We start from the raw sequence: 12275 nt of genomic DNA, 5'->3' as shown, positions 1-12275 counted from the left end.
AGGTGTCTATTACAATAGCCGTTATCGTCATACCGCCCAATACAAATAATATAAAGAGAACCCATGCGTCGAAATCTGTTACCTATCCTGATGATGATGGTGGTGCTTAGCCCACTAGCAATCGATATCTATCTGCCCTCTATGCCAACCATGGCGGCAGAGTTTGCTGTGTCAGCGAGTGATGTGCAATCGACCTTAGTGCTGTTCTTGTTTGCAATGGGTGTGGGTCAAATTTTGATTGGCCCTCTGGCCGATCGTTATGGTCGTCGTCCCATCGCAATGGGCGGCATACTGCTTTATATCGCCAGTAGTATTTTGGCTGCGGTGGCTATGGAGTTTCATTGGCTGCAAATCGCCCGCGTACTGCAAGGGTTGGCGGCTTGTTCAACCTCGATTGTGGTGTTTAGTGCAGTGCGAGATTGTTTTACGCCTAAAGAGGGGGCGCGTTACTACAGCTATCTTAATGGCGTTATTTGCGTGATCCCGGCGTTAGCGCCGACATTAGGTGGCTTATTGGCGTTGCAGTTTGGCTGGCGCTCGACCTTTGTGTTTATGATGCTATACGCTATCGTAATTATGGTGATTGTGGGCTATCGGTTACCCGAAACCCGTCCCGCTAATACGGTGACAACTGGACCTCTGTATCGCTGGTCGCGCTATAAACCTGTTTTGGTTGAGCCGCATTTCCTATTCTACGCTTTTGCTTGTATGGCAGGTATGGCATCGATTCTTAGCTATGTCTCTTATGCGCCAGTTTGGTTGATTGAAAACATAGGTGTATCGGAGCTGACTTTTAGTGGACTTTTTGGCCTCAATGCTGTGGTCAATATTATTGCTTGTTTTGCTGCGCCCGTGATCATCGCTCGTCTGGGCAACCGTCCAACGGTGATTGTCGCGCTTGTTGCGCTACTTGTGTCGGCGATATTAGAAGTGGTGGTTCAATTGGTGGGGCCACAAACAGGCTTAGCCGCTGCCTTTAGCTTTATGCTGCCTATGATGTTGTTGTGTGTGGGCTTTGCCTTGTTACTCGGTCCAGCAACCAGCATGGCTCTGTCGGCATTTGGTGAGCGAGCAGGTACAGCAACGGCCATGTTAGGTTTTATTCAGATGAGTGGCGCATCCTTGCTTGCAGGGCTTATTCAGCAGACCGATTTGGCCGCACCTTATGCAATTGCTGTGGTAATGGGCAGCTTAGCCATTATCTTGCTGGCGATGATGGCCATGAGCCGCTTTGATGGCTGGCATCAAGAGCAGCATGCACATTAATTATATGGATGACGCCCAGTTATCTGAAGCCTAATACCCTTTTAGCCTGCACTGTTTGACCATAGTGCAGGCTTTTTTGTGTTAATTTAGAAGCGCGCGTTAGCCGAGATGCCGATAAATATGCCATCATCGCCACTATCATTGTTTAAGCCAAATTGCTTCGCGGCTGAGAATTTAGCCGCAAAAGTGTCTGATATTTGCCACCAGTAACTTGTCGAAAGGGCGAAGATATTATCGCTGCTGCCACGATTGCTTTCATCGCTTGTGTTATTGGAAATATAGTGAGTACTGCCATCAAAATCATGCCACAGGTAGCTAGCACCAACTGACCAGGCTGGATTGATATACCAGTCTGCAGTTAGATTGAGTTGATTTGAGGTAGATTCAAAGTTGTAAGAGGCATTCGTAAGATTATTGAGAGTGGAAATGTATTCACCTTGTCGCTCAATACGATTATAGCTGGCTTTTAGATCGAGTCCTGAGAAGCTTTGCATCGCAATAAACGTACGAATATGGGCACCATACAGGGTTTCATCGTAGTCATTGGCTATCGTGATTTCTTGTGGCCATTCTTCACTATTCCAGCTTGAGCTGCCATTATTGTCGTAGATGAAGGCAACTTCTGAAGCCTCGTTAAAGTAATAACCTATTGTCGCGCCATAGCCTTTATTATCACCTTCGGTGGTGCTTATATTATCCCATTTGTTGTCAACATCCGTGTATCGATAGTTGGCGCCGATAAACCAGTTAGAGGGCAACACATAAGCCCCATCTATGGCATACATAGTTGTATTGTTGTAAGTGTTAGGCTGCGCCACCATAGCGCCAATATTGCTGTGTTGAGCAAGAAAGCCTGCTAGTGCATAGGGCCCTTTTTGTGCATCGACAGGGGTAAAATAAAAGCGATAATCTAAGCTCCAAATGCCATCACCAAAATCCTCACTGTGTGTACCAAAATTCACATTGGCGTCATGTTGAAAGGTGTTGCTGGTTGCTTCAGCGGCGACCAGTTGAAAGCTGCTAATACCGAGCAGTATTGACAGGGTGCATAGATTCTTTTTCATTGTAGTTTCTTCTTCCTTGTATGAGAGAGGCAATAGGCAGCGACAGAAATTGAATCTTGATGATTGGCCTTCCTGGTTGTGAGTATCAATTGCTGACCTCTCGCTATCCTAGCGACAGAAATGTACCATATATGATAATAAATGTAAGGATAATGTTGCATTTTAAGTGGGGCAAAAGCTTGTTTGCATCGCGGCTGATTTAGTTTAGGAATGGTTATACAATAGGACTAACTATTGGTAACCCAGATTAACGCCGTGAGTCGTCCAAATTGCCCTCAATGTTTATACGCTGCTAACGCCTGCTTGTGTGCCAAGCTGCGCCGGATGTCAACCGAGGTAGAGGTCATCGTTTTACAAGATCCGACTGAGGTGAATCACGCCAAAAACAGTGTCAAATTGATGCGTTCGGTACTGCCTAACCTACAGGTCGTTGTGGGAGAGACCGCCGCTGACTTTTCGGCGCTGCGTGAGCAATTAGCCAGCACTAATAAGGCCATTTTCCTGCTCTACCCTAGCGAGCAAAGTCAATCCTTATCGACCCAGACGACATCTGATAACGTGATCTTATTGTTGCTTGATGGAACATGGCGCAAGGCGTACAAATTACTGCAACTTAATCCGTGGTTATTAGATTACCCAGCAGTGCATCTGGATTTGACAGAGGCCTCCCATTACACCATCCGCAAGGCGAAACGTGAGGACAGTCTGTCGACATTGGAAGCGACAGCCATGGCGATTAAAGCGGTAGAGCCAAGTACAGACGTTGCGCCGTTAACGGATGCATTGGCCGCATTAGTTGAGCAACGCCTACAGGCTATGCCCGCATCGGTCAGAGCACGATACAAGGGTTCAAAATAGCTTTTGTGTAAACTTGTGATGCATATCAGAGAGTACTGAATAAACACACGTGATGGATCACGATAATCGTTTTTGAATTAGTGTCTAATAAACTCAGTCACTTGGAGACAAGTGGCCAGATAGCTGTGTCAGCACACTGTCCATGCAGGGAGTCAGTGTTGCTGTTTTGCGAGCTGGCACAGCTATCGGTCTAATTATCAAAATTGGCCGAGTTAAACTGTTCAGCGCTCTCCGGGTGACCAAAGAAATACCCTTGACCAAACCCTTTGCCCATAGCGGCTAGAATCTGTTTCTGTTTGAGTGTTTCAATCCCTTCGACTACAAATTGAATGTTAAGCGCCTGGGCTAATTGAATCATCGCTTGGCACAACTCTTTACCTTGTGGCTCGCTGAGTCGTTTGGCAAACCCAGCATCAATCTTCAAGGTATCAATAGGTAGACTTCCAAGCTTACTCAAGGAGGATAGTCCCGCACCAAAGTCATCTATAGCAATCCGCACACCGATAGATTTGAGTTCGGCTAATGTCGATTTCACTCGCTCTGGTTGCCGTAGTAAGGCCGATTCGGTGATCTCGAGTACTAAGCTGTCAGGTGCCAGCTGGCTCTGTTCCAATGCATGATGCACATGCTTGATAAAGTCAGGGTGTTCCAGCTGCAGAGGCGATACATTTACGCAGGCTTGTAGTTCACTGTGATGTTCTGTGCGCCAATTCGCCACTTGAGTGCAGGCCTGCACTAAGACCCACTGCCCCACAGGGATCAATAAACCGGTTTCCTCTAAATAGGGAACAAACTCACTGGCGGGTATGATAGTGCCGTCAGATTGCTGCCATCTTAGTAATGCTTCTGCCCCTATGACGCTGTTACACTCGAGGTTGACGATCACTTGGTAGGCAAGTTTAAACTGCTTGAGGCTATGAGCATGACGCAAGTCGCTTAGTAACTTGAGCTTTTTCTCTGCTTGGCGGTGCATGTCAGCATCATAAAACAGCACGTGGTTAGGGCTCTTTTTAGCGCAATACATTGCTGTATCTGCCAAACTTAATAGCTGTGACGCTTGGGTGCTGTGCTCGGGAAAGAGGGCGATACCGACGCTGGAGCCCAAATAGAACTTTTGTCCGTCAATTTCAAATGGTGCATCAAAAATGCCTAACATCTGCTGAGAGAAGGCTTCGACTTCAGCGCGATCATGGCAATCTTGCAATATGAGCGTGAACTCGTCACCACCTAGGCGCGCAATATCGGCCTTTTCAATACAGCTGGCTTCTAATCTTGCCGATACCAGTTGCAGTACCTTGTCGCCAGTAGCATGTCCAAAACAGTCATTGATATTTTTAAAACCATTTAGATCCATAAACATCACAGCACCCAAAGTACCTGGAGCGTTACGCGATTCAATGAGTGCTTGGTTTAAGAGCTGTTTCAGGTGGTGACGATTAGGGAGACCTGTTAAGGTGTCAACCATGGCTTGTTCGGTGAGCTTTGATTCTAGCTTTTTCTTAGCGCTGATATCACTAAACAGGGTGACGTAAAAAATGTCTTGATCAACCAGAATTTTTCGACAGCTTTTCCATGCGGGGAAATGAGTACCATCAGAACGTTGCTTAACGGTTTCACCCTGCCAACTACCTCGTTCAGCTAAGCTGAGCTTATAACTGTTATCGTTATCTAATGTGACCTGGTGTAGGCCTATGCTTTCTGGTTTTTTATGCAATAGTTGGTCGGCGCTATAACCACATATACGGCACATCGCCTTATTGACCGCAATAATTTCATGCTGATGGTTGGTGATATACACCGCCTCGGCACTGTCTTGTAAAATCGTCGACAATAATTGCGAAGGTAAGTTTTCAAAACCGTTAGAGATATTTGTCCGTGCGCGGCTGCGGCGATTGACGGGTTCAAATAGCGCTAAAATAGCCTGTTCTTCGGCGAGCATTACTGGATATAAGGTCACCTTGGTAGGTAACTCTGTGCCGAGTTGGCTCATGTGTAACCAGTTAAAGTGGACGACTTGGCCCTGATTGGCTTGTTGGATGAGTTGCTGGGTATATTCGACGCTATTTTTGCCAGAAGATTGAATACGTGGCGAGAAATCATAAGGCGTTGCATTGATAAAGCTATCTTCTTGAGTTTGAAAATAGCGGATGACGCCTTCATTGGCACCAATAAAGGCGTAACCTTTAAGGATGGCTAAGTATTGAGTTTCTGGTTCGACTTGCCACTGTGCGAGCTGTTGCTCCACACTTGGCAACGTCGTTGATAGCTGACTCAGTAATTTGACCCAATGGTTCATCCACGCCTCTCCGTGCTAAAACTCGCGACATTGAACAATATGCACTGAGTAGCCAACTGGTTACCAAAGATGTTGCAAAATTGCACTTGTGTTAAAAGTACCCTTATTTTTATACATACTCAAATGAGCAATGCATTTTTTGCAATAAATTACCGATATTTACCTGGTAATTGTCGCTAAAACGCCGTTGATGGTAATTCTGTCTCCATAAGTTTGGCTTACGGTGGCGGTATCGCTAACCAAACGGTGATATTATGCTGCTCAAGGGTTAATGGAGGGGGAAAGCCATGGGTAGGATGACGAGACAACATTGTTACTTAGCACTGGGCTTTTGCTGTGTATTGGGGCTGGCCATGCCCCATACTGTTACTGCCAAAGAACATAAGACCTTAACTCAAAAAGCTGATGATTCGCGCCAACTCTCTCGTCAGACAGAGCAAGAGCAACTGGACAAAGCGCGTCAAGCTGCAAACGATACCAGCCAACGTGAGCAAGAGGTGCTTAAGCGCCAAGCTGATGGTGATTGGGAGGCTGAGCAGCGAGATAAAGCGCAAAAGCAGTTTAATGAGCGTGAAAGCCGCGAAGAGAAGTACCTGCGTGAGGCCAAGGCGGCCGCTGCGAAAGCGCGTAAAATCCCTAAGCCGACTAAATAGGAACATTTGTGAGCGTTTGCCCTTTATGTCATAGCGACAGCTTGTTGAGTTTTGATCAAGACAAGCACAGAGAGTATATGATTTGTGCCGTGTGCGATTTAGTGACGGTGCCCGATCAATATCTATTAAGCGAAGCCGATGAAAAGGCGTTTTACGACAATCATCAAAACAGTAGTGATGACATGGGTTATCGCCGCTTCCTCAGTCGTACTTGGACCCCATTACTGCCGCGCATTAAACCGGGACAGCATGGGCTTGATTTTGGTTGTGGGCCGGGGCCGACGATAAGCGTAATGGCCAGCGAAGTCGGTATCGCTATGGAAAACTATGACCTCTACTATTTCAATCGTCCATCTCTGTTAGAGAAAACCTACGACTTTATTACCATGACCGAAGTGATTGAGCATGTTGCCGACGCTGATGCACTGTTGCGGCGTTTGTCTGCCATGCTTGCCAAGGGTGGAGTACTGGCCATCATGACCAAGCGTGTGCTAGGAAAAGAGGCCTTTACTCGCTGGCACTATAAGCATGATTTGACCCATATACGCTTTTATTCGGTCAAAACGTTTGAGTGGATAGCGCAGCATTTTCAGCTGCAGCTAGAGATTATTGATAACGATGTGGTGTTCTTGACTAAGCAGTCCGCTGCTTAGTCAAAATATTTGCATGTTAGCTTTTAGGTTGCTGCATTAAGTGGCTGAGTACCACTTTTTGCACAAACTCCTCGGCGTCGACATCATTGTCACTATTGATGGAAAAACCATACTGGCATTCCTTGCTATCATCACCAGGGAGTTGAATATTCTTAACGGTAATGGGCATGGCTATTGTCTCCATAGACTGCTCAATTTTGACCTGTAGCTGTAAGGCTTGGTCGGCTTCACAGCCCTCAATAAGGTTGCCCACATAGGCACCGCCCTTAATCGAAATATCATGCAAATTGCCACTAGAGATCGGCTTACTCTCGTAGCCATCAGGTTTGAGTGCGTGCAGTGATGCGCTGACCATAATGGGGATGCGTGAATGTTGCCTAAGGGCGACACTCTGCAGTTGGCTGGGATAGTCGATAATCAACCATCGACCCGCATGATTAAGTAGTGTCTTGATTTTACTTCTAAAGGCAATGATATTCGCTTCAGGATCATCGCTATTGATGATACGCACAATTACCCCTTGTCCTTGGGTGATAAACTCCTTTGCCGCTAGCCATTGTCTGTCGGTACCCAAAGCAAAGATCACCGCGTTTTCAGGATTGATGCCAATAAATCGGGTGCGAAGCCTGATGGGCTGGGTGGGGGTCAAGATCTGCAGTTGAGCTTCGGTATTGCAGCTCATACGATTTAGGTAATTAAAATTACCGTCATTGCTATTTGGCACCCAGCTTCTCCTTGTGGCGGCCATAATTCACTGTGCTTACAGGTTAGTTTAGGTTAATCAGCATGGCACATAAGCAATAAGTTACAATTAAGTCTGTGGTTTGTCATCACAATAGACTTGATCTTATCGCCATTATCGCCTCTTATACCCATTCCAGTAACAAATGTTGGCTAGCAGCTTGTTAGCTCGAATACTGGCAAAATTTTTGGATAAATTTTTATCTGCTCACTATAGAGGGAACGACAGATGATGCGAAAGATAATCGCACTGTGTATCTCCATTGGCGTTAGTTTGACCTCAATGGCGACTCAGGCAACAACAGCGGAAGATATAAAGAGCTTCACGCTGGATAATGGTATGAAAATTATGGTGCTAGAGGATGCTTCAATTCCTAATGCCAATATGTACCTTTTTTGGAAAGTGGGCTCGCGTAATGAGGTGCCAGGCATCACTGGGATTTCACATTTTTTTGAGCATATGATGTTTAATGGCTCAAAAAAGTATGGCCCTAAGATGTTTGACCGTACCATGGAGGCTGCTGGTGGGGCTAACAATGCCTACACGACCGAAAACCTCACCGTCTACACAGATTGGTTTCCTGCTAACGCCCTAGAAACCATTTTTGATCTAGAAGCCGATCGTATCGCCAACCTTGATATTAATGCCGAGATGGTGGAAAGCGAACGTGGGGTTGTGGCGTCTGAGCGCACTACCGGGCTTGAAAACTCAAATTGGCGTACCTTGCAAGAAGAGATCAAAGGCGCTGCGTTTAGAGCACATCCTTATAGCTGGTCTGTTATTGGCCACGAATCAGACATTGCCGCATGGACGTTGGACGACTTAGTGCAATACCACAAAACCTACTATGCCCCGAACAATGCTGTCGTGGTGATTGCGGGTGATGTAAAACTGGCTGAAGTGAAAACCCTAGCTAATAAATACTTTGCGCCTATTCCTGCGCAGGCCCCGCCACGTGAAGTTAAAACCGTCGAGCCGCTGCAAAAAGGTGAACGACGTGTGTATGTGCAAAAAGCTTCAGTGAGCACGCCTAATGTGATGTTGGCGTATCATGTGCCTGCGACATCAAGTGATGACTACTACGCGCTGGATCTGCTCTCTTCTGTATTAACGACTGGCAATAGCTCGCGTCTCTATCAAGGTCTTGTTGAAAAACAAGTGGCTATCGAAGTCGAAACCTATATGCCAATGAGTTTCGACCCTAACTTGTTCTACGTTATGGGGGTGGCAAACCCAGGCATCACAGCGACAGAGCTTGAGAAAGGCATGATTGCCGAAGTGAATCGTATTGCCCGCGAAGGTGTCACTCAGCAAGAGCTAGACAAAGTAAAAAATATCAAGCTGATGAACTTCTACCGTGCCATGGAAACGATTAACGGCAAAGCAAATACCTTAGGGACTTATGAGCTTTACTTTGGCAGTTTCGATAAGCTGTTTAATGCGCCAGAGGCTTACAACAAGGTCACACCTGAAGATGTTCAACGTGTAGCCCAAACCTATTTACGTCGCGCCAATCGCACCGTTGCAGTTCTGGCGGCTACAGAGGAGAGTGACGAATGAGACAGTTAATGACCCATCTACCTAAGAAACTAACTCAGTTAGGTACTGCTTTGGCAGTGGCTGGCGCGTTTGCATTAACTGGATGTGCAACCACCACCGCGCCAACGACAGTGGACACTGGTAGCTTTAAAATGCCTGCATACGAGCAGTACCAGCTGGATAATGGCTTAACCATCTACTTGATGCCACAACGCGAAGTGCCACTCATTACCGTTAACGCGGTGATCCGTGCGGGGGCCGTAAACGATACCACCTCAGGTGTGGCTGGTATGACGGCGCAATCTCTGTTGCTGGGAGCAAATGGCAAGTCAAAGTCAGATATTGAACAGATGGTCGATTTCCTCGGTGCATCTATTGGTGCAGATGCTGGCAAAGAGGGCAGTTATATCGGTGCCGATTTTATGGCCAAAGACCTCGACAAGATGTTACCCCTAGTACGTGACGTTATCATAGCGCCAGATTTTGACAGTGCTGAGTTTGATAAGCTGCGTCAACGTGAAATTGCTGGTTTGGCGCAAGCCAAGGAGAGCCCGCGCAGTGTCATTAGTCGCTATTTCGACAAGATGATCTTTGGTGAGCATCCTTATGGAAATCCAAGTTCAGGTACGCGCACCTCTTTGGAGGAGCTTAATGTTTCGCAGTTAAGAGCGTTCCATAAGAGCTATTATCAGCCTGCTAACAGTGCCATTTCCATCGTGGGTGACTTCAATAGCCAAGAGATGAAAGCCAAGGTTGCTAAGCTTTTTGGTGATTGGGGGGCAGGTGAGTCGATAACGCCAGCTAACTTATCTGCGCAGCAGCCCTCGCTAAGTGCCAGTAAAGTGTTGTTGGTCAATAAGGGTGATGCCATTGAAACTACCTTCTTGATTGGTGGTAAAGGGATCTCGCGTGATAACCCTGATTACGTCGGTCTACAGGTGGTCAATACTATCTTAGGCGGTCGTTTTACCTCTTGGTTGAATGATGAACTACGTGTGAATGCCGGTCTCACCTACGGCGCTCGCTCTGGCTTTACCGCTTACTCTCAAGGTGGCGTGTTCAGAATCAGTACCTTTACTAAGAGCGAAACTACTAAAGAAGCTATCGATCTTGCCCTGAAAACCTATGCACGTTTATGGGAAAAAGGTATTGATCAAGCAACCTTAGATTCGGCTAAGGCCTATGTGAAAGGGCAGTTCCCGCCAAAGTTTGAGACCAGTGGTCAGATGGCTGAGTTACTTGCCGACATGTACGTTTACGGTTTCGATGATCGCTTTATCAATGACTTTCAAGCAAAAGTTGATGGGCTAACCTTGGCAGAGACCCAGCGTCTAGTGAGCAGCTATTTTCCTCAGGAAAACCTTCAATATGTGTTGATTGGTAACGCTGAGAAGATTGCAGAGGTTGCCGCACAATATGGTGATGTCACTCAGGTTGAGATTAACGAGATTGGCTTTGGCCAGTAATCCTTATCTTGGTTTTTGCTAACCTAAAGTGCTAATTAAAAACCACAAAGCAGCCTGCTTTGTGGTTTTTTTTGCGGTGGCATTTCTTACCTAAGTCAGCTAAGTTTAAGACTCTACTTTGCATCGATAATCGTGAAATAATTGAAGACCTTATTGTTATGCTTGCTGATCTTTTGCGTGGGCGTTATTAGCATACCGTTACATGCCGAAAAGATTGAGTTAGCCCCATTTTGTCAGGCGCTAGTTGGGCAGTGGCGAGGAGAGGCATCTCGGCCACAAGGTGTGCCTAAAACGATAACAATCGATGCTATTTGCTCTGCCGATCATCGTCAGCTGATTATCTCTGTTAGTGAACATGCCAGCCATAATTTGAGTGAAACCTGGTGGTTTCGGCAAGCGGATTTTCAAGTTGAGCTGCTCTATTTTAACGGTGTCGATGACGACAAACGTCAGCAGTTTTCCCTGTACCAAGAAGGAGAGGGGTTTTCTTTACTCGGCAAAGGTATGGTTAAACAGCGACCAGCGTTAATACAACTGCGCTTCGACCCCCGCGATACAGGCTGGCTATGGTTGCAAAATGTGCAGTACCTAGATCATGACGATGATGGCTATCAGCTGTATCGAGCGTTAGCGTTTACTCCTGCAGGAGGCGTTAAGCCCTAGTGGTTCAATAGTCGCTTAAAGGTTGATGCATTTTAATCTGGTTCCGCCCACTCTCTTTAGCGTCGTACAAAGCATGATCGGCATACCTCATCCAGTTATCGTCATCGATATGGGCGAGCGCCATACTGATGCCAATACTCACCGTTATTGGGTGGTTATCGATAATCACCTCTTTCTCAATTATTTTACGTAGTTTTTCAGCGACTTGTTTGGCCGTATGACTATCAATGTTGTGCATCAACAACAGGAACTCTTCGCCACCGACTCGGAACAAGAGATCAGTCTCTCTGATATGTTTAAAAAGCAATTGTGTGACACGTTTGAGGACCATATCGCCTGTGCTGTGGCCAAAGGTGTCGTTTATTTTTTTGAAATGGTCGATATCCAGCATCAAGATCCCTGAGTCGATATCATTGCACTGCTTCTGCGCGAGACAATTGCTGAGGTGACTGCCGAGTTGGCGTCGGTTAAAAGCATTGGTCATGGGGTCACGAATCGATTCGTTAATCAAGTTTTGCTTGAGACGGTTGATATGTAAAATGATCAGCCCAGAAATAATGATGGTTAATGCCAACGCGACGCTGGCCCTAATAGCTGATGCGCTGTCGGTTTTAATAAAGGCTTCAAAGGTGACAATGGCTAAGATAATGCCGTTGAAAGTGAGTGAAGAGCGAAATGGCAGGATATAGATAATCGAAATCACCATAGGAAACGCCCAATAAATGGCACTTGCTCCTATTTGATTGATGGTAATCCCAAGGCTAGCTACCAGAATGGTCATCACCGCATTTTTATTAATGGGAAGTACCTGGCCACGGTGCAGGGCTAGTACATCGATAATCACTAATAAAATAAACAGGCCTAACAAACACGCTAACAGGTAGTTCTCAACCAAGATGTTTTTGATAGCCAGTGGAACAAACATCACACAGACGATAGTGAGAATCACAAACAGGGTTTTTTTACTGCCTTGCAGTAAAAAGGCTGCGTCGTTATCTTTTTCGCTTAACGCATGCTGGAGTCGCTTTATTTTGCCCATAACCTCTCCCTCTGCTGGGGCGAAATTATAGTTGTC

The 12275-nt window shown here is 46.3% G+C and carries 11 protein-coding genes; 7 read left to right on the top strand and 4 right to left on the bottom strand.

The features are described from left to right. The first annotated feature begins 63 nt into the window (after window positions 1–63). Window positions 64–1266, top strand: a complete 1203-nt coding sequence (locus L876_RS0109770) for a multidrug effflux MFS transporter (protein WP_028763641.1) — start codon at window positions 64–66, stop codon at window positions 1264–1266. Window positions 1267–1352: 86 nt separating this feature from the next. On the opposite strand, the gene L876_RS0109765 is transcribed toward L876_RS0109770, so the two are convergent. Continuing rightward, window positions 1353–2330, bottom strand: a complete 978-nt coding sequence (locus L876_RS0109765) for a hypothetical protein (protein ID WP_028763640.1) — start codon at window positions 2328–2330, stop codon at window positions 1353–1355. A gap of 255 nt (window positions 2331–2585) precedes the next feature. Between L876_RS0109765 and L876_RS0109760 the strand changes: the two genes are divergently transcribed. After that, the gene (locus L876_RS0109760; RefSeq protein ID WP_028763639.1) at window positions 2586–3188 is read left to right on the top strand and encodes a tRNA-uridine aminocarboxypropyltransferase; all 603 of its coding nucleotides are present in this window, start codon (window positions 2586–2588) and stop codon (window positions 3186–3188) included. Window positions 3189–3378: 190 nt separating this feature from the next. Here L876_RS0109760 and L876_RS0109755 read toward each other — a convergent pair whose 3' ends face one another. After that, window positions 3379–5484, bottom strand: coding sequence for a putative bifunctional diguanylate cyclase/phosphodiesterase (locus tag L876_RS0109755; RefSeq protein ID WP_028763638.1), 2106 nt, complete (start codon window positions 5482–5484; stop codon window positions 3379–3381). 353 nt (window positions 5485–5837) lie between these two features. On the opposite strand from L876_RS0109755, the gene L876_RS0109750 reads away from it, so the two are divergent. Further along, complete coding sequence (locus L876_RS0109750) at window positions 5838–6137, top strand: hypothetical protein (protein ID WP_156029403.1); 300 nt, start codon at window positions 5838–5840, stop codon at window positions 6135–6137. A gap of 8 nt (window positions 6138–6145) precedes the next feature. Next, complete coding sequence (locus L876_RS0109745) at window positions 6146–6790, top strand: class I SAM-dependent methyltransferase (protein ID WP_028763636.1); 645 nt, start codon at window positions 6146–6148, stop codon at window positions 6788–6790. A 16-nt stretch (window positions 6791–6806) separates the two neighbouring features. Here the strand turns inward: L876_RS0109745 and L876_RS0109740 are convergent, their stop codons facing one another. Further along, complete coding sequence (locus L876_RS0109740; protein ID WP_051413060.1) at window positions 6807–7514, bottom strand: flagellar brake domain-containing protein; 708 nt, start codon at window positions 7512–7514, stop codon at window positions 6807–6809. Between the two features lie 246 nt (window positions 7515–7760). Between L876_RS0109740 and L876_RS0109735 the strand changes: the two genes are divergently transcribed. The 3 genes from L876_RS0109735 (at window position 7761) to L876_RS0109725 (ending at window position 11200) form a co-directional block, all read left to right on the top strand. Next, on the top strand, window positions 7761–9092 hold the full coding sequence (locus L876_RS0109735) for a M16 family metallopeptidase (protein WP_028763634.1): 1332 nt from the start codon (window positions 7761–7763) through the stop codon (window positions 9090–9092). Next, window positions 9089–10537, top strand: a complete 1449-nt coding sequence (locus L876_RS0109730; RefSeq protein WP_156029398.1) for a M16 family metallopeptidase — start codon at window positions 9089–9091, stop codon at window positions 10535–10537. Before L876_RS0109735 ends, L876_RS0109730 begins: the two co-directional genes overlap by 4 nt. Before the next feature lie 177 nt (window positions 10538–10714). Next, window positions 10715–11200, top strand: a complete 486-nt coding sequence (locus tag L876_RS0109725) for a hypothetical protein (protein WP_248674561.1) — start codon at window positions 10715–10717, stop codon at window positions 11198–11200. A 4-nt stretch (window positions 11201–11204) separates the two neighbouring features. Here L876_RS0109725 and L876_RS0109720 read toward each other — a convergent pair whose 3' ends face one another. Further along, window positions 11205–12239 carry a GGDEF domain-containing protein gene (locus L876_RS0109720; RefSeq protein ID WP_028763631.1) on the bottom strand — a complete coding sequence of 345 codons (1035 nt, stop codon included), beginning with the start codon at window positions 12237–12239 and terminating at the stop codon, window positions 11205–11207. Window positions 12240–12275 lie beyond the last annotated feature (36 nt).

Source organism: Shewanella colwelliana ATCC 39565, from assembly GCF_000518705.1.
GTDB lineage: Bacteria > Pseudomonadota > Gammaproteobacteria > Enterobacterales > Shewanellaceae > Shewanella > Shewanella colwelliana.
The sequence above is the reverse complement of the archived record's forward strand: the minus strand, read 5'-3'. Positions and strand labels throughout refer to the sequence as shown.